Source organism: Streptomyces spinoverrucosus (assembly GCF_015712165.1).
GTDB classification, from domain to species: domain Bacteria; phylum Actinomycetota; class Actinomycetes; order Streptomycetales; family Streptomycetaceae; genus Streptomyces; species Streptomyces spinoverrucosus_A.
The window spans coordinates 2645034-2670256 of record NZ_JADPZX010000001.1; the positions used below are offsets into that span (position 1 = coordinate 2645034).

The 25223-nt window shown below is 68.4% G+C and carries 20 protein-coding genes, 1 tRNA gene and 4 pseudogenes; 9 read left to right on the top strand and 16 right to left on the bottom strand.

Annotation, left to right across the window (positions count from 1 at the left end):
- Positions 1-60 precede the first annotated feature (60 nt).
- The 11 genes and pseudogenes from prfA to I2W78_RS11790 form a co-directional block, all read right to left on the bottom strand.
- Positions 61-1128, bottom strand: a complete 1068-nt coding sequence (gene prfA / locus I2W78_RS11740; protein ID WP_196459307.1) for a peptide chain release factor 1 — start codon at positions 1126-1128, stop codon at positions 61-63.
- Positions 1129-1237: 109 nt separating this feature from the next.
- Positions 1238-1459 (bottom strand): 50S ribosomal protein L31, encoded by a 222-nt coding sequence (gene rpmE, locus I2W78_RS11745; protein ID WP_196459309.1) that lies wholly within the window; start codon positions 1457-1459, stop codon positions 1238-1240.
- A 174-nt stretch (positions 1460-1633) separates the two neighbouring features.
- Positions 1634-2773 carry an LCP family protein gene (locus I2W78_RS11750; RefSeq protein ID WP_196459310.1) on the bottom strand — a complete coding sequence of 380 codons (1140 nt, stop codon included), beginning with the start codon at positions 2771-2773 and terminating at the stop codon, positions 1634-1636.
- A 193-nt stretch (positions 2774-2966) separates the two neighbouring features.
- A complete protein-coding gene (locus tag I2W78_RS11755; RefSeq protein WP_230885412.1) occupies positions 2967-4784 on the bottom strand; it encodes a trypsin-like serine protease in 1818 nt (605 codons plus the stop codon).
- Positions 4785-4910: 126 nt separating this feature from the next.
- Positions 4911-6908, bottom strand: coding sequence for a transcription termination factor Rho (gene rho, locus I2W78_RS11760; protein WP_196459311.1), 1998 nt, complete (start codon positions 6906-6908; stop codon positions 4911-4913).
- Positions 6909-7314: 406 nt separating this feature from the next.
- Positions 7315-8259 carry a homoserine kinase gene (gene thrB, locus I2W78_RS11765; RefSeq protein WP_196459312.1) on the bottom strand — a complete coding sequence of 315 codons (945 nt, stop codon included), beginning with the start codon at positions 8257-8259 and terminating at the stop codon, positions 7315-7317.
- Positions 8260-8523: 264 nt separating this feature from the next.
- Complete coding sequence (gene thrC / locus I2W78_RS11770; RefSeq protein WP_196459313.1) at positions 8524-9582, bottom strand: threonine synthase; 1059 nt, start codon at positions 9580-9582, stop codon at positions 8524-8526.
- 6 nt (positions 9583-9588) lie between these two features.
- Positions 9589-10881 carry a homoserine dehydrogenase gene (locus I2W78_RS11775; RefSeq protein ID WP_196459314.1) on the bottom strand — a complete coding sequence of 431 codons (1293 nt, stop codon included), beginning with the start codon at positions 10879-10881 and terminating at the stop codon, positions 9589-9591.
- A 146-nt stretch (positions 10882-11027) separates the two neighbouring features.
- Positions 11028-12419, bottom strand: a complete 1392-nt coding sequence (gene lysA / locus I2W78_RS11780; RefSeq protein ID WP_196459315.1) for a diaminopimelate decarboxylase — start codon at positions 12417-12419, stop codon at positions 11028-11030.
- 16 nt (positions 12420-12435) lie between these two features.
- On the bottom strand, positions 12436-13620 hold the full coding sequence (nrtL, locus tag I2W78_RS11785) for an ArgS-related anticodon-binding protein NrtL (RefSeq protein ID WP_196459317.1): 1185 nt from the start codon (positions 13618-13620) through the stop codon (positions 12436-12438).
- A 123-nt stretch (positions 13621-13743) separates the two neighbouring features.
- Positions 13744-14257: pseudogene (locus I2W78_RS11790) on the bottom strand (response regulator).
- A gap of 132 nt (positions 14258-14389) precedes the next feature.
- Here I2W78_RS11790 and I2W78_RS11795 point away from each other — a divergent pair.
- The 3 genes and pseudogenes from I2W78_RS11795 to I2W78_RS11805 all read left to right on the top strand — a co-directional run.
- A tRNA-Arg gene (locus tag I2W78_RS11795) sits at positions 14390-14461 on the top strand.
- A gap of 415 nt (positions 14462-14876) precedes the next feature.
- On the top strand, positions 14877-15197 hold the full coding sequence (locus I2W78_RS11800; protein WP_196459318.1) for a hypothetical protein: 321 nt from the start codon (positions 14877-14879) through the stop codon (positions 15195-15197).
- Positions 15197-15682, top strand: a pseudogene (locus I2W78_RS11805) (nucleotidyl transferase AbiEii/AbiGii toxin family protein); the annotation flags it as partial. The gene I2W78_RS11800 and the pseudogene I2W78_RS11805, both read left to right, overlap by 1 nt.
- A gap of 387 nt (positions 15683-16069) precedes the next feature.
- Here I2W78_RS11805 and I2W78_RS40370 read toward each other — a convergent pair.
- From I2W78_RS40370 to I2W78_RS40380, 3 genes and pseudogenes are all read right to left on the bottom strand, one after another.
- Positions 16070-16591: a hypothetical protein gene (locus tag I2W78_RS40370; RefSeq protein ID WP_230885413.1), complete on the bottom strand. Its 522-nt coding sequence runs from the start codon at positions 16589-16591 to the stop codon at positions 16070-16072.
- On the bottom strand, positions 16588-16905 hold the full coding sequence (locus tag I2W78_RS40375) for a hypothetical protein (RefSeq protein ID WP_230885414.1): 318 nt from the start codon (positions 16903-16905) through the stop codon (positions 16588-16590). The genes I2W78_RS40370 and I2W78_RS40375 overlap by 4 nt, the downstream gene beginning before the upstream one ends.
- A gap of 836 nt (positions 16906-17741) precedes the next feature.
- Positions 17742-17944, bottom strand: a pseudogene (locus tag I2W78_RS40380) (tyrosine-type recombinase/integrase); the annotation flags it as partial.
- Positions 17945-18036: 92 nt separating this feature from the next.
- Here I2W78_RS40380 and I2W78_RS41650 point away from each other — a divergent pair.
- The 3 genes and pseudogenes from I2W78_RS41650 to I2W78_RS41655 all read left to right on the top strand — a co-directional run.
- Positions 18037-18654 (top strand): annotated as a pseudogene (locus I2W78_RS41650) (Shedu anti-phage system protein SduA domain-containing protein); the annotation flags it as partial.
- A gap of 60 nt (positions 18655-18714) precedes the next feature.
- Complete coding sequence (locus I2W78_RS11815) at positions 18715-19944, top strand: IS701 family transposase (RefSeq protein ID WP_196461643.1); 1230 nt, start codon at positions 18715-18717, stop codon at positions 19942-19944.
- A gap of 137 nt (positions 19945-20081) precedes the next feature.
- On the top strand, positions 20082-20366 hold the full coding sequence (locus tag I2W78_RS41655; RefSeq protein WP_196464515.1) for a Shedu anti-phage system protein SduA domain-containing protein: 285 nt from the start codon (positions 20082-20084) through the stop codon (positions 20364-20366).
- Between the two features lie 145 nt (positions 20367-20511).
- Here the strand turns inward: I2W78_RS41655 and I2W78_RS11825 are convergent, their stop codons facing one another.
- The gene (locus tag I2W78_RS11825) at positions 20512-20937 is read right to left on the bottom strand and encodes a hypothetical protein (protein ID WP_196459324.1); all 426 of its coding nucleotides are present in this window, start codon (positions 20935-20937) and stop codon (positions 20512-20514) included.
- Between the two features lie 310 nt (positions 20938-21247).
- Here I2W78_RS11825 and I2W78_RS11830 point away from each other — a divergent pair, with 310 nt between their 5' ends.
- From I2W78_RS11830 to I2W78_RS11840, 3 genes are all read left to right on the top strand, one after another.
- A complete protein-coding gene (locus tag I2W78_RS11830) occupies positions 21248-21535 on the top strand; it encodes a glycosyltransferase (protein ID WP_196459326.1) in 288 nt (95 codons plus the stop codon).
- 238 nt (positions 21536-21773) lie between these two features.
- The gene (locus I2W78_RS11835) at positions 21774-22658 is read left to right on the top strand and encodes a LysR family transcriptional regulator (protein ID WP_445330148.1); all 885 of its coding nucleotides are present in this window, start codon (positions 21774-21776) and stop codon (positions 22656-22658) included.
- A gap of 219 nt (positions 22659-22877) precedes the next feature.
- Positions 22878-24257 carry an FAD-binding oxidoreductase gene (locus tag I2W78_RS11840; RefSeq protein ID WP_196464517.1) on the top strand — a complete coding sequence of 460 codons (1380 nt, stop codon included), beginning with the start codon at positions 22878-22880 and terminating at the stop codon, positions 24255-24257.
- A gap of 86 nt (positions 24258-24343) precedes the next feature.
- Here I2W78_RS11840 and I2W78_RS11845 read toward each other — a convergent pair whose 3' ends face one another.
- Positions 24344-25126 (bottom strand): polysaccharide lyase family 7 protein, encoded by a 783-nt coding sequence (locus I2W78_RS11845; protein WP_196459328.1) that lies wholly within the window; start codon positions 25124-25126, stop codon positions 24344-24346.
- Positions 25127-25223: the final 97 nt, after the last annotated feature.

Consider the following 25223-nt stretch of genomic DNA (forward strand, 5'->3'; position numbering starts at 1 on the left):
CTGGGGGTCGCCCCCCAAAAGATGGCTGCACGCTCGTCCTCCGTCGTACTGATAAGTGCCTTACGCGGCTGCGAGCTTGGCGGCCGAGTCCGCGTCGACGCAGGCCTGGATCACCGCGTCGAGGTCGCCGTCCAGGACCTGGTCGAGGTTGTACGCCTTGAAGCCGACACGGTGGTCCGAGATGCGATTCTCCGGGAAGTTGTACGTACGGATCTTCTCGGAGCGGTCGACGGTACGGACCTGGCTGCGGCGGGCGTCGGCGGCCTCCCTCTCCGCCTCCTCCTGCGCCATGGCGAGCAGCCTGGAGCGCAGGATACGCAGTGCCTGCTCCTTGTTCTGCAGCTGGCTCTTCTCGTTCTGGCAGGAGGCGACGACTCCGGTCGGAATGTGCGTGATGCGCACGGCGGAGTCGGTGGTGTTGACGGACTGGCCGCCGGGCCCGGAGGACCGGTAGACGTCGATGCGCAGGTCGTTCGGGTTGATCTCGACGTCGACCTCCTCGGCCTCGGGAGTGACGAGGACACCGGCCGCGGAGGTGTGGATCCGGCCCTGGGACTCGGTGGCCGGCACGCGCTGCACGCGGTGCACACCGCCCTCGTACTTCATCCGGGCCCACACGCCCTGCCCGGGCTCGATCTGCCCACGCGCCTTCACCGCGACCTGGACGTCCTTGTAACCGCCCAGCTCGGACTCGGTGGCGTCGATGATCTCGGTCTTCCAGCCGATCCGCTCGGCGTAGCGCAGATACATGCGCAGCAGGTCGCCGGCGAACAGCGCCGACTCGTCGCCGCCTGCGCCCGCCTTGATCTCCAGGATCACGTCCTTGTCGTCGCTGGGGTCGCGCGGGACCAGCAGCAGGCGGAGCTTCTCCGTCAGCTCCTCGCGGTGCTGCTCCAGCTCCTTGACCTCGGCGGCGAACTCCGGGTCGTCGGCGCCCAGTTCGCGGGCCGTCTCGATGTCGTCGCCGGACTGCTTCCAGGAGCGGTACGTGGCGACGATCGGGGTCAGCTCGGCGTAGCGCTTGTTCAGCTTGCGCGCGTTCGCCTGGTCGGCGTGGACCGACGGGTCGGCGAGCTTCTTCTCCAGGTCGGCGTGCTCGACGACGAGCTCCTCGACGGCCTCGAACATCTCTGGCTCCTGTTGATACGTACGGGGTGAAGTGGGCGGGTGACCAAAAACGCCGGTCCCGGCACGCCCGCAGCAGGGGCGTGACCGTGGACCGGCGAAATCGGGCTCGCTACTTCTTGGAGCCGGCAGCCTTGCCGAAGCGGGCCTCGAAGCGGGCCACACGGCCACCGGTGTCGAGGATCTTCTGCTTGCCCGTGTAGAACGGGTGGCACTCGGAGCAGACCTCGGCCCGGATGGCGCCGGACTCGATGGTGCTGCGGGTGGTGAACGACGCGCCGCAGGTGCAGCTGACCTGCGTCTCGACGTACGCGGGGTGGATGTCGCGCTTCAAGGTGTCTCCTAGGTTTCGGGAGGGCGCCGGGTCGCCTGCCGCGGGATGCGTCGGGCGTGAACCGGAGCCGACGTACCAGTCTGCCAGGACTGGGGCCATCCCCCAAAACCGGGGGTTGCTGTGGTCTATTCCCTGTCCGCCGTCGTGGGTTTCTCGCGCGGTTCCCCGCGCCCCTCAACCGGCACTGACCACGCCGTTCGCCGTACCCGTTGCTGTTCCTTCGGTCGCCGACCTGGGGATGGGCTTGTCGTTCTTGAGGGCCGTCCAGACCTGCTGGGCCTTCGCCTCTGCGAGGAGGACTCGGTTGGGGTCGGCCGGGTCGTACTGGACCGGCATCGTGACCATGTTCATCTTTGCCGCGCTGATGCCCTTGAGGCCGCTCGCGAAGGACATCAGGGCGTCCACCGAGCCGAGGGAGGAGTCGGTCGTGACCGCGTTGGTGGCGGTGTCGGCGAGGTCGTACAGCTTCTTGGGGTTGGTGAAGACGCCGATGTCCTTGACCTGCTCGACGAGCGCCTTGATGAAGGCCTGCTGGAGCTGGATGCGGCCGAGGTCGGAGCCGTCGCCCACGCCGTGCCGGGTGCGGACCAGGCCGAGGGCCTGCTTGCCGGTGAGCGTGTGCGTGCCCGCCTTGAGGTTCAGGTGGCTGTCGGGGTCGTCGATGTCCTCGGTGGTGGTGATCTCGACGCCGCCGAGCTCGTCGATGAGCTTCTGGAAGCCGACGAAGTCGACCTCCAGGTAGTGGTCCATCCGGATGCCGGTGAGGGACTCCACGGTCTTCACGGCACACGCGGCGCCACCGGTGGTGTACGCGGAGTTGAACATCACGTCGGAGGCCGCGTCGTGCGCGGTGCCGTTCGGGTCCGTGCACTCGGGGCGGTCGATCAGGGTGTCGCGCGGGATGGAGACCACGCTGGCCTTCTTCCGGCCCTCGTAGACGTGCACGATCATCGCCGTGTCCGAGCGGGCACTGCCGTCGTCGGCGCCGCCGCCCAGCTCCTGGTTGCTGCCGGAGCGGGTGTCCGAGCCCAGGACCAGGATGTTCTCGGAGCCGTTGTCGGCCTTGCCGGGCCGGTCGGTGCCCAGGGCGTGGTCGATGTCGACGCTTTTGATGTTGCCGTTGAGCTTGAAGTACACGTACCCGACGCCGGTGCCGCCCAGGACGACGATGCCCGCCGCGGTCCAGGCCGTGATCAGCAGCCCCCTGTGGCCGTTGGCCCGGGGCTTGCGGCGGCGGCCCTTGGCCCGGCGGCGCGGGCCCTTCGTGCCGGGCTCGCCCGGTATGCCGGGCCCCGGCGTGCTGTCGGCAGGCATGTGCTCCTCAGCTCTCGTCGGCTCAGTGACCCCCTGCGATCAGGAATGGGCATGCACCAGACCATCGTCGCTCTGTCCGGTCAGACGGGGAAACTCGGGACAGGGTTGCATGACGCACTGTGCCCACCCGGGGCTCGGGTGGGCACGGTGCGTTGCTGTGGCGGGCCGGTTGTCTCCCGGCTCACCTGCGGTTTCAGGCGAGGATGTCGTACCCCTTGAAGTACGTCCCGGCCGAGATCCGTGTGGTGAAGAACGCACCCGTGGCGTTCCCGGTGCCCCGGTAGAGGTAGAGGGTGCCGCCGGGCGTGCGGGCCAGGAGGTCGGCGCGGCCGTCGCCGCTGACGTCGCCGACCACGTTGAGCGCGTTGTACGTCGAGGTGCTCCAGGTCGTCACCTTGATCCGGCCGGAGAACGCCCCGGTGGCCTTGCCCGTGCCCTTGTACAGATAGACGTAGCCGTTGCTCGCGTTGCGGGCGATGAGGTCGGTCCGGCCGTCGCCGGTGAAGTCGCCGTGGCCCTTCAGCGAGTTGTACTGGTTCCATCCGCTGCCGAACTGCACGCGTGTCGCGAACGTGCCGTTGCCCTTGCCGGGGTAGATCCACAGCTTGCCGGCCGAGTCGACCGACAGCAGGTCGGGCAGGTAGTCGCCGGTGACGTCACCCGGGACCAGGATCCGGGTGCGGGTCTTCCAGTTGTCGGCGATCCGCCGGGTGACCCAGGAGTTGCTCGACACCACGTAGTGCGCCCAGAAGACGTCGCCGTCGCTGCTGCGCCGGTAGATGAGGTCCTGGTAGCCGTCCCGGTCGAGGTCGGCCTGCACGACGGAGTCCATGCCGGCCCAGCTGCCCCAGTTCTCACCGGCCACGAACGAGGTGCCCCGGGAGTACCGGGAGTAGCCGGTGTCCGTGGAGGCGCTGCGCAGCCACAGGTCGGCCCGGTGGTCACCGTCGAAGTTGGTGTCGTCCACACGTGGGTAGGCGGCCCCGACGTACGTGGTCACCTTGGTGAAGACGCTGTAGGCACCCTGGGCGACGCAGTCCTCCACGCCCCAGGAGACGATGCCGACGATCCGGTTGTTGACCACCAGCGGGCCGCCGGAGTCGCCGTTGCAGGCGGTGGTGGTGCCGCTGTCGCTGCCGGTGGCGGGGTAGCCCGCGCAGACCATGTGGCCCTTGATGAAGTGGGAGCCGTAGGCGGCGGCGCAGGTGCTGTCCGACTGGACGGGCAGTGTGGCCGTCTTCAGCGTCTCGGAGATGTTGTCGTGGGTGGAGCTGGTCCGGCCCCAGCCGTACACCTTGGCGCTGGTCCCGGCGGCGTACGAGGCGGTGTCCCCGGCTGTCGTCATGCGGATCGGCGTCGCCTTGACCGCGTTCGGCAGGGTGAGGACCGCGACGTCCGCGTCGATGGTCGACGAGCGGTACGAGGAGTGGTGCCACTGCCGCCAGACGCCACTGATGGTGCCGCCGTGCAGGTCGGTGATGTAGCCCTGGTCGTCGACGGACGGGAGCTGCGCGGTGCCGGTGATCACCGAGCCGTGGCGGTACCAGTCGTATCCGGCGACGCAGTGCGCGGCGGTGAGAATCTTGGTCGGCGCGACGACCGCTCCGCCGCAGAAGAAGCCGACGTCGTCGGCGGTGTCGGCGGTGCCCTTGTCGTCGCCGTACCAGAGCTGGGCCATCCACGGCGCGGAGGTGATGGTCGTGGTGGTCCCGCCGATGATTTTCGCGTCGATGCCCGGTTCGGTGGTCCCGGCGCTGTACGACGACTTCGCCGGCGTCTGCCCAGCCGTGTAGTCCCCGGCGACCGCGGTGACGACCCGCCGCTCCAGCTCGGCGGCCGACGGGGAGATGGTGGCGGGCCTGACGGAGGGCTGCGGCAGCGGCGTCGCCGCCTCGGCGGAGGTGGTCAGCAGCGCGGCTGCGACAGCGACGGCGACACCTGCCGCGGAGACGGGCAGGGCGATACGTATCCGGCGTCTGTGCCGACCGCCGCCGGACGTGGTCGTGAACAAGAGATGTCCCCCCAGGGGTGCATGAGTGAGAAGGGGGTGAACTGATCACCCCTTCCCCTCAGCGCCGAAAGGCCGGTCCTCGTCACTGACGTGACGAGGACCGGCCTTCGAGGGACGTACGGCTGACTAGTCGCCGTTGCCCGGGGTGGGCGTCGTCTTCTGGATCTGCATCAGGAACTCGACGTTCGACTTCGTCTGCTTCATCTTGTCGAGCAGCAGCTCGATCGCCTGCTGCTGGTCCAGCGCGTGCAGCACCCGGCGCAACTTCCAGACGATGCCCAGCTCCTCGGCACCGAGCAGGATCTCCTCCTTACGGGTGCCGGACGCGTCCACGTCCACCGCCGGGAAGATGCGCTTGTCGGCGAGCTTCCGGTCGAGCTTGAGCTCCATGTTGCCGGTGCCCTTGAACTCCTCGAAGATCACCTCGTCCATGCGGGACCCGGTGTCCACCAGCGCGGTGGCGAGGATGGTCAGCGAGCCGCCGTCCTCGATGTTCCGCGCGGCACCGAAGAAGCGCTTCGGCGGGTAGAGGGCCGTGGAGTCGACACCGCCGGACAGGATGCGGCCGGAGGCCGGGGCGGCGAGGTTGTACGCACGGCCCAGACGGGTGATCGAGTCGAGCAGGACGACCACGTCGTGGCCCAGCTCCACCAGACGCTTGGCTCGCTCGATGGCGAGCTCGGCGACCGTGGTGTGGTCCTCGGCCGGGCGGTCGAAGGTCGAGGAGATGACCTCGCCCTTGACCGACCGCTGCATGTCGGTGACCTCTTCCGGACGCTCGTCGACGAGGACGACCATCAGGTGGCACTCGGGGTTGTTGTGCGTGATCGCGTTGGCGATCGCCTGCATGATCATGGTCTTACCGGTCTTCGGCGGGGCCACGATCAGACCGCGCTGGCCCTTACCGATCGGCGAGACCAAGTCGATGATGCGGGTGGTGAGGACGCCGGGGTCCGTCTCCAGACGGAGGCGGTCCTGCGGGTACAGCGGCGTCAGCTTGTTGAACTCCGGGCGGCCACGGCCGTGTTCGGGCGCCATGCCGTTGACGGAGTCCAGCCGGACGAGGGCGTTGAACTTCTCGCGGCGCTCGCCTTCCTTCGGCTGGCGGACCGCGCCGGTGATGTGGTCGCCCTTGCGCAGGCCGTTCTTGCGGACCTGGGCGAGGGAGACGTACACGTCGTTCGGGCCGGGCAGGTAGCCGGACGTACGGATGAAGGCGTAGTTGTCGAGGATGTCCAGGATGCCCGCGACCGGGATCAGGACGTCGTCCTCGGCGATCTGCGGCTCGCTGCCCATCTCGTCACGACCACGACGGCCCCGGCGGTCGCGGTAGCGGCCGCGACGGCCACGACGGCCGCCCTCGAAGTCGTCGTCGCTCTGCCCCTGGCCGCCGCCCTGCTGCTGACGCTGCTGCTGGCCCTGGCCCTGGCTCTGCTGCTGGTCGTCGCCCTTGCCCCGGCGGTCGCGGTCGCGGTCACGGTCGCGGTCCCGGCCGCGCTCGCGGCGGTCGCGACGGCGGCCCTCGCCGCCCTCGCCGGCGTCGCCCTTGGCCTCGCCCTGCTGCTGCGCGGGCGTCTCGGCCTTCGGCTCGCTCTTGGCCTCGGCGGCCACGGTCTCGGGGCTGCCGGCCTCGGCGGTGGCCCGGCGACGACGGCGCTCCGTGGACGCGTCTTCTCCCCCACGCTCGGCTTCGCTCGCGCGGGCGGTGCCCCCGGCCGGCTGGCCGGGAATCTCGATCTGCTGCTGGGCCACGGCCTTCTCGGCGGGCGCCTCGGCCTTCTTCTCGGCCTTCTCGGCGGGGGCCTCCTCGCCGGTGCGCGCCTTGGAGGTGGCGCGGCGCTTCGGCTTGGTCTCGGTGGCGGCCTCGGCGGTCTTCGCCGGGGCTCCCCCGCCCGCCTGCGCCTCCTTGATGACCTCGATCAGCTGGCTCTTGCGCATGCGCGCGGTGCCCCTGATGCCGAGGCCGGATGCGACCTGCTGCAGCTCGGCCAGCACCATGCCCTCGAGGCCGGTACCGCGGCGCCGCCGGGAGCCGGCACCGGTGGCAGGCGCGGAGGCGTCCGTGGCGGGCGCGGCAGCGGTCTCCTCGACACGTGCGCCCATCAGATCGGTGGTGTCGCTCACGAAGGGTCCTTCCCTGGAGCGGACGTCGGCCTGTCTGGCTCGGCGACCGGTTGTGCTGTCCGGCTTCGGTCCTTGCTGACTGAACCGTGCCGGGGCGGTGGTCCGCCAAAGCGGCGGAGGAAATATCTGGTGATTGGCGCTTCCTTGAGCCGTGGCACCCAGTGTCACGTGGCGTGGTCGCACCGGTTCCGGAGCCTGCCCGTCGGACCGCTCAGTGTCGACGTACGACGTACTGCCCGCGTACGAGGTACGAAACACAGTGCGGCTTGGGGGGCTCCCGGAAGAATGTCTGTCCCGGACTGGGACACGAGGCACCTCGCCATGGTGGGGTCGGGTGCAGACTTGAGGTTAACACTACCGGATCCAACAAACATTCCCCCTCTCGAAATCCGGCAATCGCGTGCTTTTAATCGGCGCTCGCCGCTTCGGCGCCGCTGGTCGCGAGCGGCAGCACGCTCGCTCCCGGCACGTCCAGGGCCAGCCGGTTCGCCGCCCAGCCGGGGCCGGCCAGCTGTTCCACCTTGTCGGCCGTGCCCTCGTCGGCCAGCGCGAGCACGGTGGGTCCGGCGCCCGAGATGACCGCGGGGATGCCGTCGGCCCGCAGCCGCTCCACCAGGGCCGCGCTCTCGGGCATGGCGGGCGCGCGGTACTCCTGGTGCAGCCGGTCCTCGGTGGCCGGCAGCAGCAGCTCGGGGCGCCTGGTCAGGGCCTCGACGAGCAGCGCGGCACGGCCCGCGTTGGTGGCGGCGTCGACGTGCGGCACGGTGCGCGGGAGCAGGCCGCGCGCGGTCTCCGTCAGGACCGGCTTTCCGGGCACGAAAACCACCGGAACGATGGAATCGGCGGGATCCATCCTGATCGCCCGCGCGGCGCCCGCCTCCATCCAGGAGAGCGTGAAACCGCCGAGCAGACAGGCCGCGACGTTGTCCGGGTGTCCCTCGATCTCGGTCGCCAGCTCCAGCAGGCCCCTGTCGTCCAGCCGGGCCTCGCCGCCTATGGTCACGGCCCGGGCGGCGACGATTCCGGCGCAGATGGCAGCGGAGGAGGAGCCCAGGCCACGGCCATGCGGAATGCGGTTCGCGCAGACGATTTCCAGGCCGCGCGGCTGCCCGCCCAGGGAATCGAAGGCGGTGCGGAGAGAGCGTACGAGAAGGTGGTTTTCGTCACGTGGCAGCGTCTCGCTGCCCTCACCCGCGATGTCGATGTGCAGCCCGGAGTCGGCCACCCGGACGACCACGTCGTCGTAGAGCCCCAGCGCGAGGCCGAAGGCGTCGAAGCCCGGGCCGAGGTTGGCGCTGGTGGCGGGGACGCGCACCCGTACGGCGGCGGCGCGGAAGGCTGGACCGGCCATCGCTCGATGACTCTCCTTGAGCTGCGTGACTGTCGAAGACATTCGATGACGTACGACGAACCCTGCTGGCCGCCCACGGATCACTCCGGGGATCACGACGACGGCGCGGCGCCCTGCCTATGCGAGGCATATGCGGGGGGCGGGTTCAGTACAGCCTATCGAAGGAAGGTTCTGTGGCGACATAGGGCGCACAGGAGGCGCACGATGCGTGTCGTAAGCCCCCTGTGCCCCCCTTCCAGGGGAAGCCCCGGGTCAAGCGGTACGTCAGACCAGACCGAGGCGCTCTGCGGCGGTGGCGGCGTCCACCGGAACGGTGACCGGCTGCGGTGCGCCGGCGACGGCCCAGTCGGGGTCCTTGAGGCCGTTTCCGGTGACCGTGCACACGATGCGCTGGCCCGGGTCCACCTTGCCGAGTTCGGCGGCCTTCAGCAGACCGGCCACGGAGGCGGCGGAGGCGGGCTCGACGAAGACGCCCTCCTGCGCGGCCAACAGGCGGTAGGCGCGCAGGATTTCACGGTCCGTCACCTCGTCGATGAAACCGCCGGACTCGTCGCGGGCGGCGAGGGCGTGCTGCCAGGAGGCGGGGTTGCCGATCCGGATCGCGGTGGCGATGGTCGAGGGGTCCTTGACGACCTCGCCGCGCACGATGGGCGCGGAGCCGGAGGCCTGGAAGCCCCACATACGGGGCGTCCTGGCGGCGACGCCGTCGGCGGCGTACTCCTTGTACCCCTTCCAGTACGCCGTGATGTTGCCCGCGTTGCCCACCGGCAGGACGTGGATGTCGGGGGCGTCGCCGAGCATGTCGACGATCTCGAACGCGGCGGTCTTCTGGCCCTCGATACGCACCGGGTTGACCGAATTGACCAGCGCGACGGGGTAGTTGTCGCTGAGCGCGCGGGCGAGCGTGAGGCAGTCGTCGAAGTTGCCGTCGACCTGAAGGATCTTCGCGCCATGGACGAGCGCCTGGCCCATCTTGCCGAGGGCGATCTTGCCCTGCGGGACGAGCACGGCCGAGACCATGCCCGCGCGCACGGCGTAGGCGGCGGCCGAGGCGGAGGTGTTGCCGGTGGAGGCGCAGATGACGGCCTTCGCGCCCTCCTCCTTGGCCTTGGAGATGGCCATGGTCATACCGCGGTCCTTGAAGGACCCGGTCGGGTTGGCGCCCTCCACCTTGAGGTGGACCTCGCAGCCCGTGCGCTCGGAGAGCACCTGCGCGGGCACGAGGGGCGTACCGCCCTCGCGGAGCGTCACGACCGGCGTGGTGTCGGAGACGGGCAGCCGGTCCCGGTACTCCTCGATGATTCCGCGCCACTGGTGGGTCATTGCTGGTTACTCTCCTTCAACCCGCATGATGCTGGCGACACCCCGCACGGTGTCGAGCTTGCGCAGCGCCTCGACGGTCCCGGTGAGGGAGGCGTCGGACGCGCGGTGGGTGACGACGACGAGGGAGGCCTCGCCGTCCTTCCCCTGCTGCCGAACCGTATCGATGGACACCCCGTGCTCGGCGAACACGGTGGCCACCTGGGCGAGAACACCCGGTTTGTCGGCGACGTCCAGACTGATGTGGTAGCGCGTGACCACCTCGCCCATGGGCGAGACGGGCAGCGCGGCGTACGCGGACTCGCCGGGGCCGGTCGCGTTGCTGAGGCGGTTGCGGCAGACGGCGACGAGGTCGCCGAGGACGGCGGAGGCGGTGGGCGCGCCACCGGCGCCGGGCCCGTAGAACATCAGCTGACCGGAGGCATCCGACTCTACGAAGACCGCGTTGTACGCGCCGCGCACCGAGGCGAGCGGATGGGTCAGCGGAATCATCGCCGGGTGCACGCGCGCGGTGACGGAGGCTCCGTCCTTTGAACGCTCACAAATGGCGAGCAGTTTGATGGTGCAGCCCATCTCCTTGGCGGAGGCGAAGTCGGCCGCCGTCACCTCGGTCATGCCCTCGCGGTAGACGTCGTCGAGCCGCACGCGCGTGTGGAAGGCGATGCCGGCGAGGATCGCGGCCTTGGCGGCGGCGTCGAACCCCTCGACGTCGGCGGTGGGGTCGGCCTCGGCGTATCCCAGGGCGGTGGCCTCGTCGAGGGCCTCCTGGTAGCCGGCGCCCGTCGAGTCCATCTTGTCGAGGATGAAGTTGGTGGTGCCGTTGACGATCCCCAGCACGCGGTTGACCTTGTCGCCGGCCAGGGACTCGCGCAGCGGGCGGATCAGCGGGATGGCGCCGGCGACGGCGGCCTCGTAGTAGAGGTCCTTGCCGTGCTCCTCGGCGGCGGCGTGCAGGGCGGCGCCGTCCTGGGCGAGGAGGGCCTTGTTCGCGGAGACCACGGACGCCCCGTGCTCGAAGGCGGTGGTGATGAGGGTCCGCGCGGGCTCGATCCCGCCGATGACCTCCACCACGACGTCGATGTCGCCGCGTTTGACGAGGGCGGTGGCGTCGGTGGTGACGAGGGCCGGGTCGATGCCCTCGCGCACCTTGTCGGGCCGGCGCACGGCGACGCCCGCGAGCTCCACCGGGGCGCCGATGCGGGCGGCGAGGTCGTCGGCGTGCGTCGTCATGATGCGCGCCACCTCTGAGCCGACCACTCCACAGCCCAGCAGCGCCACCTTCAGCGGACGCGTACGCATCATCCGACCTCGTTTCTCTTACCTTCTACGGTGGGACCAGTCTCACTCACCGGACGGGAGTTTCTGTCCTTCGTCCGGATCGTGAGACATCTATTTCATTTTTCCGGGGGCGGACGACGGAGATCTTCCGCCCGAGGACATGGGTGCTGTCACCCGACGTCGAGACGCAGGAGGTCCTCCTCCGTCTCCCGGCGGACGATCACACGCGCCTCGCCGTCCCGCACGGCGACGACCGGCGGACGGGTGACGTGGTTGTAGTTGCTGGCCATGGAGCGGCAGTACGCACCGGTGGCCGGCACCGCGATGAGGTCGCCCGGCGCGAGGTCCGCGGGCAGGAAGGCGTCCTTCACCACGATGTCACCGCTCTCGCAGTGCTTGCCGACGACGCGGGCCAGCATCGGCTCGGCTTCGGAGGTGCGGGAGACGAGCGCGACGCTGTACTCGGCGTCGTACAGCGCGGTGCGGATATTGTCCGACATCCCGCCGTCGACCGAGACATAGGTCCGCAGCCCGTCGAGGGGCTTGATGGTGCCGACCTCGTAGAGCGTGAAGGCGGTGGGACCGACGATGGCCCGCCCCGGCTCGACGGAGATGCGCGGGGTCCGCAGCCTGGCGGCCTCGCACTCACGCGTGACGATCTCGGTCAGGGCCTTGGCGATCTCGTGCGGCTCGCGCGGGTCGTCGTCGCTGGTGTACGCGATCCCGAGGCCGCCCCCGAGATCGATCTCGGGCAGCTCGACCCCGTGCTCGTCACGGATGTCCTTGAGCAGCCCGACGACCCGATGGGCGGCAACCTCGAAGCCGGACATGTCGAAGATCTGCGACCCGATGTGACTGTGAATCCCGATGAGCTCGAGCCCGTCCAGCTGGAGTGCCCGCCGCACCGCCTCGGCGGCCTGCCCGCCGGCCAGCGGGATACCGAACTTCTGGTCCTCGTGGGCGGTGGCGATGAACTCGTGGGTGTGCGCCTCCACACCGACGGTGACACGGATCTGCACGCGCTGCCGCTTGCCGAGTTCCCGCGCGATGTGGGCGACGCGGACGATCTCCTGGAAGGAGTCGAGGACGATCCGCCCGACACCGGCCTCTACGGCCCGCCGGATCTCGTCCGTGGACTTGTTGTTGCCGTGCAGGGCGATGCGGTCGGCGGGCATCCCCGCGGAGAGCGCGGTGGCCAGCTCGCCCCCGGAGCACACGTCCAGGTTCAGCCCCTCCTCGTGCAGCCACCGCACGACGGCCCGCGACAGGAACGCCTTCCCCGCGTAGAAGACGTCGGCGTCGTGCCCGAAGGCGGTACGCCAGGCGCAGGCACGGGCGCGGAAGTCGGCCTCGTCGAGGAAGTAGGCGGGGGTGCCGAACTCCTCGGCGAGCCGCGTCACGGGGATACCGCCGACGGTGACGACACCGTCCGCGTCGCGGGTGACGGTCTGCGACCACACCTTGCCGTCGAGGGCGTTGAGGTCGGCGGGCGGTGCGCTGTAGTGCCCCTCGGGGAGGACGTCGGCGTGACGGGGCCCGGCGGGGTGTGCGGAACGGCTCATGTCTCTTTGGGCTCTCTCAGAGGTGGTCGGGTGCGTCGATGCCGAGCAGGGACAGGCCGCCGGCCAGCACCGTCCCGGCGGCTTCGGCGAGCGCGAGCCGGGCCCGGTGGGCGGCCGAGGGTTTCTCCGCACCGCGCGGCAGCACGGTGGGCAACAGGGCGAGGACGGCATCGGCGACGCTGACGAGGTGCCGGGCGAGTCGGTCGGGGGCGTGGTGGGTGGCGGCGGTGGCGAGGATGCGGGGGTGGTCGGCGAGGGGGGCGAGGAGGGCGTGGGCCTCGCTGTTGGGCGTTACGCCGACGTTGGGCGTTACGTCGATGCTGCCGGGGTTGGAGGTGAAGCCGAGGTCGGCGGCGTTGCGGGTGAGGGCGCGGGTGCGGGCGTGGGCGTAACGGACGCGGAAGAGGGGGTTGCTCTCGCGTTGGACCAGGTGGTCGGGGGTGATGCGCGGGCGGTCGTGGGGGGCCGGGTGGAGGAGGGCCCAGCGGGCGGCGTCGCGGGAGAGGGGGAGGGGGGTGGGGGTGGTGGGGGGCGGGGTGGGGCGGAGGGTGACGGTGACGAGGTTGCCGGCGTGGCTGTTGGCGTTGTCGGCGCTGCTGTCGGCGTCGTCGGCGTTGCTCTTGAGGTCGTCGGCGTTGCTCTTGAGGTCGTCGGCGTTGCTCTCGGGGTTGATTGTGTTGCCGTAGGCATCGATGTGGATGCCGAGGACGGCCTCCCACTCCGGGTCGGGCCGGGCGTCGCAGCTGGTGCGGACGCGGGCGCCCTGGGAGCGCAGGATGCGGGCGACGGCGTCGAGGACGACGAGGGCGCGCATCTCGTGGGGGGCGTGCAGATGCACGACCTGCCCGGCGAGGGCGTCGCTGTGCCCGTAGCGGGGCCCGTCCCGGAGGATGCGATGGACGACGTCGGCGGAGGCGGCGCTCTCAAGGGCGATGTTCAGAAAACCGGGCCCGGTGATCTCGACCCCCAGGACACCCTCCGCCCCCGCGAGATACGGCCGCAGCACCTCGGCGACCCGCAGGGGTGGCCGACCGGCGGGGCGGGCCAGCTGGAGGGCGATGTTGGTGGCGTAGTCGCCCCAACCTCCCGGACCGGGCGGTGTGACCACGGCTCGCGCAGGCACAGTCACGCTCAGCTCCCCCGCATCGACAGCACGACGCACGGCGTGCAGCACGGTGCGCGAGAGCTCGACGGGGGTCACGGGACAAGCGTATGGGAGGAGGGGGGTGGGTAGGCGAGCCGGTTTGGGCGCTGGTCCGGGATATGGACGCACGTCAGCGGCACGTCAGGGCGGGCACCCGGTGCCGGCCGAACGGTCCGCCGCTCAACCACCCGCGCGCCCGGCGCGCCCTGCCTCAGCGGCCCCGAACAACTCACCCAGCCCGGCGTCACCGTCCTCGGGCCGCCTCTCTGCCCCTCGCTCGACCAACTGACCCACCAGCCGCACCAGTTCGGCGGGCTCGAAAGGCTTGGCGAGGAACGCGTCGACGCCGACGTCGAGGCCGCTTTCGACCTCGTACTGCGTACAGGCGCTGACGATGGCGAGGGGCAGATGCCGGGTCCGGGGGTCCGCGCGCAGCCGGGCGGCGGTCCGCAGGCCGTCCAGCCTCGGCATCACGACGTCGAGCGTGACGACGTCGGGCCGCACCTGATGGACGACATCCAGACACTCGGCACCATCGGCCGCGGTCACGACCTCGAAGCCCTCCAGCTCGAGGTTGACCCTGATCAACTGCCGGATGACCTTGTTGTCGTCCACAACAAGAACCCGGCCCGACGCGCCTGGCACAACTTCGAGAGTAGGTCGGGACCGGCCACCGCGTCCGGGTTTTCCCCACTTCCACCCCCTGCGGGGGACCCCACACCTTCCCTGACCACGAGGCGGCCCCCAGCAAACTCGTTCATGAACACCCCGAGGGAGCTGGTAGTGTTCTACCCGTCGCCGCAGGCAACACCACCGCGACCGACACGCCCCCGTAGCTCAGGGGATAGAGCAACGGCCTCCGGAGCCGTGTGCGCAGGTTCGAATCCTGCCGGGGGCACCGGAAATCTAGGCCCTGAACTGCAGAAACGCAGTTCAGGGCCTTTCTTGTGCATGCCAAAACGCACACGGCCACCTTGGCCATGGCCACTCGGTCTAGCAAGCCTTCTACCTGCGACTTTGTGGCACCAGGCAGACGAAACCCCAAATGTCCGATCCCGCACAATGGCTTCGCGTGGGACATTCGTGGGACGGGAAAGCCGCAAGGCGGAGCCGCCGCCGGAGGACATCTGCCGTGACCTGCGCTTTTGCCGACAAGGACGGTCGGAAAACGTACGGACGAGCAGGCCGTTTGACTTTCCCGGGTCAGTGCTGGACACGGCTGTGATCAGGCGTTTCATCGAACGTCACGCTCACTGCTCACGCGGATGCCGGTGTCGGCACCACGACGCAGCTGGTTACGGCATGCTGGACGTATGAGCAGGTACGCAGCCGCGAGGATCTACGCCCTCCCGGAGTCGCTCGACGAGATGGTCGGGCCGACTTCCGGCACCGTCACCCTGCCCCGGCACATCGACTGGGGCCCGCACTACGAGTACGACCTCGCCGACGAGGCCGACCTGCTCCTTATGTACGAACGGGTCATCCGGGAAGCCCAGACCGCAGCCGACCTGCGGGCGCACTTGGACGGCGATCTGCTGCGTCGGCACTGGACGGACCTGTTCCTGCCCGCTCCGGCCCGTGCGGCCTGGCAGGCCCGCTTCCCCGAGCTCGCACCTGCGGCGGCCGCGGCGTAGTGGACGAGCTGCACCGCCGACTGATCCGCATCGGGCTCGACGCACTCGCCGACGACTTCGGCTACGCCTTGGCAGGCGGCTACGCCGTCCAAGCCCACCAGATCGTCAACCGAGTCAGTGACGACGTCGATCTCTTCGCTCCGATCAACCGGGCCACCACCGAGATGCCCGCAGCCACCGAACGCGTCATCGCCGCCTACGAAGCCGCGGGCTTCACTGTGGAACTGGCCCACCAGAACCCCGAGCACACCTACACCCGGCTGAACGTCACCGACCCCGTCAGCGGCGTCCATAACAAGGTGGAACTCGTCGCCGAGTTCCTCAACCACCCGCCCGTGCCCTCCGAGCTCGGCCCGGTCCTACACCCCGACGATGTCGCCGCCGGGAAGACCACCGCCCTGGACGGCCGGGCCGAGGTCCGCGACGCCATCGACGTCGACGGACTCCTCAAGGCCGGATACACCCGCGAACGCCTGATGGAGCTCGCCAAGCAGAACGACGACGGCTTCGATCCGCGGATGTTCGCCGACTCACTCGCCCGCGTCCAGCGCTACACGGACAAACAATTCGCCGCCTACGGCCTCACTGCCACGGAGGCCGGGGCCTTGCGCGAGCGGTTCGCGGACTGGCAACGCGAACTCGTCGCTCCGCAGAACGAGAATCCCGCGGAGTAGCGAGCCACAGCAGCAGCGACCGTTCGTCGTCTTGCCAGCAGCCATGCGACAGAACCCGACCGCCAATGCGACCCCTCTGTAGCCTGGCCCTATTTCTCTCGAACGATCACAACTGCGTGGTGATTGCGGGAGCTGGTCCCCGTCCGGGGCTACGGCACAGCGACCAGCCGCCGTTCCTGCTGTAAACAACGCTCAGTCCTACTCGTCCAACAGTGCCTGGATGCGGTGATTGGCGATCGCGGCCCGCCCGTACGGGCACTTGGCGTACTTGGTCATGAGGACCTCCACACTGTTGCCGGCGCGTTCCGCGACCTCTGCGGGGGCGACACCAGCATTGAGCCAGGTGGACAGGGCTGAGTGGCGCAGGTCGTACGGGCGAGCCGCGAGCGGGGTGTTCACCAGGTCTGATGGAAGGCCCAGTTGCCGGGCTTCGTGCCAGACGGTGTCATACGTGCTGAAGGCGAGGATGCCACCCCGTTCATTGAAGAACAGTCGCCCGTCGCTGGCCGTACCGAAGGTTTGGATACTCTCTCGCCATATCGCCACCAGACCGGGAGGAAGCGGCACGGGGCGGGTCTCCCCCGGCGGACGCCCCTTCAGGCCACGCTCATCATGGAGTTGTCCGGTGTCGGTCCACTTCTTGCCCGCCTGGGGTCGAGTAACGTGCAGAATCACCCTGCCCCAGCCCTCCGCAGGCAGGACACAGTCCGGCAGGGTCACCGCGACCGCCTCCTCTGGCCGCAGCCCGGCGTAGTACATGCCGGCGAACAGCCCGACCGGCCGCCGTCCGCGGGCCCGCCGGAGCTGCCTACATAGGAGACAGCACATAGCAGGGAGCGGACTTGGGCGGGATTGGCGACCACCCGAGGGTCGACCTGCTTGACGGTCTTGGCGATCCGCCAGTTGATATTGGCGATCGGGTCGCTGTCGAGCATGCCCTGCTCGACGGCGTACCGCACGGCGTTCACGAAGGTCATGCTCTTGTGCCGCTGGGTTTCAGGGGCTGCGACCGTGCCGTCCTGTTTCAGTCGCAAGGCTTGCATCACGGCCCGCATCACAGCCGGATCCATTAAGGTCCGTCAGCGGGTGTGACGTCCTCGCCACCCAGCGCAGAGCAAGCCGTACGTCCGAGGGTGCTGCGTGCGGCTCTGGCCGGGGCAGGACGAACGCCCAGTCCCGCAGCGCACGTCACAGCAACTCGTCATTCGGGCGGCCCCGCACGTCGCGCAGCATTACCTGGGTGATCGCGCAGAGCGCGGCGTTCGTCTCGTTGCGGGTCTTCGCCGCGATCTGTGGTCAGCGCATATCCAGGTACCCAAGGGCAAAGGCATACCAGCTGATGGTGACGGGGCCGTGCCCCGTCCCTACACTGGCCAGCTCGTCATCTGCGTCCCGCCTGACCGCCCGGATCAACGTGGCACCGAGTTCCTCGGCCAGCGCCCTGACGTCGGTCGTGCCTCCCGTGGAACGGCTTCTCCCGGACCTAGCCGCGATCACCGTCCTTCCACCACGTCTACTTCTGGGGACGCCTCAGGTTTGCGACGCCGAACTCCTCATGATGTCCACCACCTCTCTGAGCAGAAGAATGCGTCACAGCCACAAAGGTCGCGCTGTGCACAAGGAGCGGCCCAAGACCTCCATCATCAGCTCGGCCAAACCCAGCAGCAGACACAAGGCAAGGCGAACGCCGCCGCATGTCCCGTTCGCCGTTCCCTACACCGCTGTGAATTGCTCACCGAGCACGCCTCAGCCTGCTCAAAGCCCTGCATGAAGCCAACCCCGACTTCATCTTGCTCGACGATCTCCTGACCGGGTGCGACCGCTCAGGCGACGCCGGTCGGACCAGTTCCGTCAACAGCGCACCTCTCGGCAGGACCTCGACGCTGTTGCCAGCCCGCTGGGAGACCTCGGCCGGATCTGCGCCGGCGCACCGCCAGGTGGGCAGTGCCGAGTGCCGCAGATCGTACGGGCGCTTCGCGAGCGAGGTGCTGGTGAGTGCAGGTGGCAGGGTGAGGTCGCGGGTCTCGTGCCGGACCCGCTGAAGAACAGCCGACCGTCGTCGGCCGTGCCGAAGCATCCCTGACATAGCGTCAGAAAGGCTACCAGCCAGCGCAGTTCCGCTGGATCAGTCACACACCGCTCCTCTCGTGCGGCAGGATCGTCCGGTGGCCAACTACCGTCGGGGAATCCCCGCTTCAATCATCAAAGCCGCCTTCTCGAAGGCCGGAGGCAGGTGCGCCTTCCCCGAGTGCCAGCCACTCGTCCTCGACAACGGCACACCGCTTCTTGAACTTGCTCTCATTTCGTCTCTCGCACCAGGAAGTCTGCGCTATGACCCCGGACTGACACCCGAGGAAAGAGTCGGGATAGATAACATCATCATCCTTTGCCCCACTCATCACGCCTACGTCGACAAGAACCCTGAGAAATACTCTGCGAAAACACTGCGAGCCATACGTGAGACCCACTTCGAGCGAGTAGAGACGGCTCTTTCAGGGGTTGAGTCACCGGGGACAACATCACGCCGCTTGACCGATGCACTGAAAATCTGGGAAGACAATCGAGATAACAGCAGTGAACAGTTTTGGCAAGAATTTCTTGCCGAGCGTCCCGAGGTTCTTATCCTTGCCCTCGACGGGAGGGCGTACACACTTAGCAGCAGGTGCTACGTCGGCGGTAAGTCGATACATAATTCCGGAGGTAACGAGCTGGACTTCCTCGCACAATACGGAGGGAACGTTGCGCTTATCGAAATCAAGACACCCAAGTCAGATCTGCTGGCACCAACTAATAGTGCTTCGTTACGTCGAGTGATCTCGCCTGGTGGTGGGCATCTTCGTGGTGTGAAGCTGGGGGAAGTGGAACGGCTCCGCGGTGAGTTAGCAGAGTTCGTTGCCGATGTCTTGGGGTCGTTGCCGCGGCGGGATCAGCGGCGGTGGGGCGATTGTTATCTGCGGGGTCTGATGCTGGACGGCCGGCGGAAGTCGATCCAGCCGATGGCCGAGCGGCTGCCGGACGGCAACATGCAGGCCCTGCAGCAGTTCGTGAACCAGTCGCCGTGGGACCCGCTGCCGGTGCGGCGGCGGATCGCCCAGCGGTTGTGCGAGGCGATCCGCCCTGAGGTGTGGGTGGTCGACGATGTGTCGTTTCCCAAGTGCGGCACGGCGTCGGTCGGGGTGGCCCGGCAGTACTGCGGAGCGCTGGGCAAGCGGGCGAACTGCCAGGTCGCGGTCAGCGTCCACGCGGCCACCGACACAGCATCGTGCCCGTTGGAGTGGGAGCTGTTCCTGCCCCAGGAGTGGGCGCACGACGATGGTCGGCGGCAGCGCGCTGGGATACCCGTGGAGGTCGGGCATGTCTCCAAGACGCACCTGGCTCTGGGCCTGTTGGACCGGCTGGCCGGGCAGGGATTGGCGGTGCCGGTGATCGTGGCCGATGCCGGCTATGGCCGCAGCGTCTCCTTCCGGCTCGCACTGGAGGAACGCGCCTGGACCTACGTCATGGCCGTCGACCCGAAGGAGATCGCGCGGCCTGCCGACGCCGAGCCGTATCAGCCGGCTTATGGCGGGCTGGGACCACCGACCCTGCCCCGCTACCGCGAGAAGCCCTGCCCGTTGCCCGGCCTCGTTGATGAAACCGCCGTGTTCGAGGAGGTCACCTGGAGGCAGGGCAGCAAGGGGGCGATGACCTCGCACTTCGCGGTGCTTCCGGTGCGGCCCTCGGGCAAGGAGGCCTGCCGCACCGCCCAGGAACAGGCCGGGGGACGCAGCCGGTGGGACGGTGTGCTGCCGCTGCGGACCCTGCTGGTCGAACGGCCCGAAGAAGCCGACGAGCCGACCGGCTACTGGATGACCAACCTGCCCGCCACCACTCCGATCGCCGACCTGGTGCGGTGGGCCAAGATGCGCTGGCGGATCGAGCACGACTACCGCGAACTCAAACACGGCCTGGGCCTGGACCACTTCGAAGGCCGCACCTGGCGCGGCTGGCACCACCACGTCACCCTCGTCACCGCCGCCCAGGCCTTCCTCACCCTCAGGCGGCTCGACCCAAAAGCCCAAGCGCCGGCCTGACCCTCTACCAGGTCCTTGGTGCCCTTCAGGACCTGCTGAGGTGCTGGACCGGCACCTGCACCACCTGCGGCCGCCCCCTCACCACACCCCGAAGCAGAGCCAGAACCTAACGAAGCACTACTAAGTACAGGGGAAATATTTACGCTCCCTCTAGAGAGCTAGCTGGATCGACAGTTCAGGTACTGGAATACCGAAATAGCTTGCTCACGAACCTCCCCAACCTAGCATTTCACACACCGGGCCTCCGAGCAGCTCACCCCCTAAGTGTGGTTATCATCGGAGACCTGGAGAGGGAGATTACGAGCGAAGATCAGCGCAGGTCTTTCGAACTCTACCGGTCATCCCTGCGTGACCTGAAAATCATGACTTACGATGAGCTGTTCGACGGAATCCGCATGCTAGCCAGCGCATGGGCCGACTGAACAAAGGGTGTCCTCAGATGGGCAGACCGCCAGGGAATTCATTATAGAACCCTCCGACCAATCAGAGGGGGCAGGCTGAGACGGCATCCGGAAAATAGATGTAGAACTTGAATTGAGGCAGCGGGTTCCGGTCGGGCGGAACTTCTCACATGATTTCTCCGACCAGGACCGAGAACTTGATCGTAATGGGCAAGAGTCCGCCCAAGGCAGCCGAGTTCCAGTTGAGCTTGGTGAGGGCCAGCACTTCCTTCAACAGCACGTCACGGGACGAGTCCTGACCGATGTGATCAGCCACCTGAAGCGGGGCTGGAACATGCATACCATGGAACTCTCTCAGCGCGGATATGTAGCCCGTGGTGTAGAGGTAATCCAACTCGCCGAAGCTGAACCGGGTTCCGCGCAGTGGCGGGTACTTGGAGGTCGTGATGAGTCGCACACGGCTCTGTGCCTCAAGGGCCATCAGGTCGTACCGCCGCACCCGGGCCTCGATCGCCGAGCGGAATCCGTCACGCTCGTCCGGCCAGTAGCGAGAAGTCTTGTGGACCACGACCCGGGCCGAGGTCTGCTTCATCACCGACTCGTACGGTCGAGGACCAGGGCCATGAGCCTATAGGCGCCCTCAGCCGTCAGATGAGGTGAGCGGCTTCCGGTCTTGTTCGGGTCCCACTCGAATTCGTGGCCGCGTAGAACCAACCCTTCCCCGCGCTCGTCAAACGCTTGCACCAGGCTGGCCTGGATCGTGGCATGCGCGGTACAGAGCGGACGGTAGAAGCCGATTCCTACATAACACGTGCCAGAGGCAAGGCCGTGCGGACTCCAGGGATAGCCACCTGCTTTGCAGTACATCGCGGTGAAGAAGTTCCACGCAATGCGGGAAGGCGGTGTCCTGTCCCGGCCGTGTGGTCGTCGGGGACTCCGGAGGTGCTCCGGACACAGTCCGGGACGGTGAGACGGGGCATGTGGTCGACGGCACCAGCGCCAAGGACGTGGCCGATCGCCTGACCGAACTGCTCCTTGACGCCGAAGCGGCCCGCACGCTGGGCGAGAAGGGGCGTGCCTGGGTGTGCCGGGAATGGGGCTGGGACCGTTCCTACAAAGCCCTGGCGGGCTTGCTGTCGCAGGACAGGGAACGGCATCTGTCGCGCCCCGAGAGTCCTTCGGCGATCTGAGAACGCCAGTGCGTCCGGTCCTCGCCGACCGGGCCTACACGGGAGTCGGCTCGTGGGTGGCGAGGCCCCTCAGACGCCCGCCGGGCCGTGAGCTCACACCGACCCGGCAAACCGTCAACCGCCCGCCGTCCGCCGCCCGGGTCCTCGCAGAGCACCCAGCGAGAAGTAACCCTTATGGAGAGACACCTTGCTAGCATCAACGGTTATGGAATTACGCCAACTTGAATACTTCGTCGCCGTGGCCGAAGAGGCGAGTTTCACCAAGGCCGCCGCGCGGTTGTATGTGGCCCAGCCCGGGGTGAGCGCGCAGGTCCGGCGCCTGGAACAGGAGCTGGGGCAGCAGTTGCTCGACCGTTCGGGACGAACCGTGCGACTCACCGAGGTGGGCGCCGCCGTCCTGTCCTATGCTCGCCGGGCACTCGACGGTGTCGCCGGAATGCGGCTGGCGGTTGACGACTTCACTGGGCTGATGCGGGGCCGTGTCTCCGTGGGGATGGTGCGCTCCTGCTCGTCGCTCGACCTGCCCGAGTTACTCGCGGACTTCCACCAGGACCATCCAGCCGTGGAGATCACCCTGGCCGAAGAGAACACCGACCGGCTGCTGGACGCCCTCCGCAACGGCGCACTCGACGCGGCGGTCGTCGCCTTGACGACCACCACCCCTCCAGGGGTCGATCTCCACGTGATCGCCGACGAATCACTCGTGGTCGCCGTGAACGCCAGCAACCCGCTGGCCGACCACGCCGCCATCGCCGTCGACAAGTTGCGGGACCAGTCGCTGATCAGCCTTCCCAGAGGCACCGGTATGCGCGCGTGCCTCGATCAGGCCTGCGCCGACGCCGGCTTCGAGCCACGCGTCGCCTTCGAGGCCAGCGACCCCAACGTGCTCGCGGAACTCGCGGTCCGCGGACTCGGCCCGGCCATCATCCCCGAATCGCTCGCCGCCCTTCGCTCCGAAGAACTCCATGCCATCACCGTCACGTCTCCTTGGTTCCGCGGTCGCATGGCGCTCGCGTGGCGGGCGGACGGCCCGGTCAGTCCTGCGGCTCGTGCGTTCGTCGAACACGCCAGGGCCGTCCTGCCCACGCCCAACGCCTCGAGCCCGACCGAGCAACCGGCATAGGCAGCGCTTCCGGAGCCAAGAACCCCCTGCTCTTGGACCGGGGTCGGCCGCGCATTACCCGCTGGCCGGCCGCGACCGGCCCATAACTGCCGCTTCTGCCGGCGATAAGGACCAGATCTTGGACCTCTGACCCTGTGGTACCGAGGATGAAGTACGTAGGGGAAGGCCAGTTGTGCGTGTTGGTGGACTGGCTTGGCAACAGCCGTGAGGACTCTGCTGATGGCGACTGACGACATGCGGGACCAGATCTTCGAGCTGGCGGAACGGGTGAGGGGCCCCGTCCTTCTCCCGGACCAGGAAGGCTTTGAGGCAGAGCTCAGCGGCTTCCAGGCCGGATATCGTCATCAGCCCGCGTTGATTGTTGGTGCGGAAACAGCCGAGGACGTGCAGGCGGCCGTCCGCTTCGCCGTGGCCCGCGGCATGGCGGTCGCCGTCCAGTCCACCGGCCACGGAGTCACGGTGGTGGACGAGGGCGGCGTACTGATCTCCACCAAGCGGATGCACGACGTGACGGTGGACCCCGAGAGCCGGTCAGCGAGGATCCAGGCCGGAGCCCGCTGGGAGCAGGTGGTCGCGGCGGCCGAGCCGCACGGGCTGGTCCCGCCCAGTGGTTCCGCGGGGCATGTGGGCGTGGCCGGCTACACGTTGGCCGGCGGTCTCGGGCTGCTGGCGCGTGAGATCGGGTACGCCGCCGACCATGTGCGGGCCATCGACGTGGTGACCGCCGACGGTGAACTGCGCCATGTGACGAATGACAGTGACTCCGACCTGTTCTGGGCTCTGCGTGGTGGCCGGGACAATTTCGGCGTGGTGACCAGCCTGGAGATCGCCCTCCATCCCGTCGAGCGCATCTACGGCGGAGGCATCTTCTTCGGCTCCGAACACGCCGAAAAAGTCTTCGACTTCTTCCAGGAGTGGACGTCACAGGTACCCGAGGCGATGACCTCCTCCGTGGGCATGATCGGCTACCCGCCGATCCCGGTGTTCCCGGAGCCGCTCCGTGGCAGGCACGTGGTGCACGTCCGCTTCGCCACCACCGACCTGAAGCGGGGCCCGGAGCTCGTACGACCGTGGCTGGATGTCGCCCCGACCCTCCTGGAGCACCTCGGCGAGCTGCCCTACAGCGAAGCGGGCTCGATCTACCGTGAGCCGAACTTCGCCCACTACTACGACGGCAACAGCGTGCTGCTGAGCGAGCTCAACGCGCAGATTCTGGAAGCGGTCCGGGAACTGGCCGGAGCTGAGGCGCAGGTACCGTGCGTCGTCGACCTGCGCCATCTCGGCGGTGCACTGTCGCGTCCGCCCGCGGTGGCGAACGCTGTCTCCTTCCGCGACGCGCAGTACATCTTGCGGGTGTTGTCCGCGCCCGACAGTGTGGGGCTGTCAGAGGTGCGGGCCGCGCACGACCGGATCGACAAGGCTGTCGCGCCGTGGACGATCGGCCGGGCACTGAACTTCGTGTACGGCATGCGGGCCGCCGACGACTTCCGGTCCGAGCTGTACGAGGACGCCGTTCTGGCCAGGCAGTCCGCTCTGAAGGCGCACTACGACCCGAACAACGTCTTCCGCTGCAACCAGAACATCGAACCGGCGGTCTGAACAGCCCCGCAGCCCCCGGCCGTAGCGCGGGCGGCGACCGCCCGTGCGGCAGGCGTAACGGCCGTCTGCCCGAGCCGCGCTCGTCCTCAGGAGTGGGTGGCCTTGATCGATGAGATGCGGACCTCGCCGTAGTTGTTGGCGGCGCAGGGGGCGGAGTTGTCGCAGTTGGCCTGGGTGTAGGCGCCTGCCTTGAAGTAGTTGGTGTCGCCTTCGTGGGCGATCGTGGTCTGCAGCCGCCCGTTGTAGTAGACGTCGATCTCCCCGTCCTCCGCCACGAACCTGGCCTCGAACTCGGTGCCGAGTTCGTAGTCGTCGGTGACGAGGTGGTGGTGGCGGTCGTCGCCCTCGGTGATGTAGAGGCTGCTGCCTTCGAGGCGGAAGACCGTGACGTCGTCGTCCCCGCCGTGCACCTGCGCGCCGACCAGGTGCGGCTTGTCCTTGGGCAGGGCCGTGAACGCCTCGGTGACCACGAGCGTGTGGGTGCCGTCGGTGGTGGACCAGGCGGCCTCGTCCTCGCCGTCGTCGGTCATCTCCCGCAGCTCGGCGCGCGGGTAGCTCGAACCTCCCGTCGTCACGCCGTTGACGGCGGCCCGGAACCGGACGGCGTCGCAGTCGGCGGCGGCCCGGAACCAGGGCTTGGCGGAGAAGGTCGCCAGCTCGGGCTGGGTGATCTCGGTGGGGTCCTCGTCCTCGCCGGTGGGCAGCGTCAGCTTCCAGCCGGTCAGGTCGAGGATTTTGGCCGGGTAGGCGCACCGGGCGGTCGACCGGTCGGGCGGGGCCGGAGTGCCGGCCTGGGCGGGCAGCGTGAGCGTGGCGGTCGCGGCAGCCGCGACGATGCCCGCCAGCACACAGGTCCGAGTGCTGGGCATGGAGGGGTTCCTCCCTGTGGGTCGGGGGTTGGGACCGGGCCGACGCGAACCGTAGTGGCCGTTGACGGGACCCGTCCCGCAACACCTGCCGCAAGCC

Coding starts and splice junctions, on each gene's coding strand:
- prfA (WP_196459307.1), bottom strand. CDS start 1,128: ATGTTCGAGGCCGTCGAGGAGCTCGTCGTCGAGCACGCCGACCTGGAG.
- I2W78_RS11750 (WP_196459310.1), bottom strand. CDS start 2,773: ATGCCTGCCGACAGCACGCCGGGGCCCGGCATACCGGGCGAGCCCGGC.
- thrB (WP_196459312.1), bottom strand. CDS start 8,259: ATGGCCGGTCCAGCCTTCCGCGCCGCCGCCGTACGGGTGCGCGTCCCC.
- thrC (WP_196459313.1), bottom strand. CDS start 9,582: ATGACCCACCAGTGGCGCGGAATCATCGAGGAGTACCGGGACCGGCTG.
- I2W78_RS11775 (WP_196459314.1), bottom strand. CDS start 10,881: ATGATGCGTACGCGTCCGCTGAAGGTGGCGCTGCTGGGCTGTGGAGTG.
- lysA (WP_196459315.1), bottom strand. CDS start 12,419: ATGAGCCGTTCCGCACACCCCGCCGGGCCCCGTCACGCCGACGTCCTC.
- I2W78_RS11800 (WP_196459318.1), top strand. CDS start 14,877: ATGAGCAGGTACGCAGCCGCGAGGATCTACGCCCTCCCGGAGTCGCTC.
- I2W78_RS11825 (WP_196459324.1), bottom strand. CDS start 20,937: ATGAAGCAGACCTCGGCCCGGGTCGTGGTCCACAAGACTTCTCGCTAC.
- I2W78_RS11840 (WP_196464517.1), top strand. CDS start 22,878: ATGGCGACTGACGACATGCGGGACCAGATCTTCGAGCTGGCGGAACGG.
- I2W78_RS11845 (WP_196459328.1), bottom strand. CDS start 25,126: ATGCCCAGCACTCGGACCTGTGTGCTGGCGGGCATCGTCGCGGCTGCC.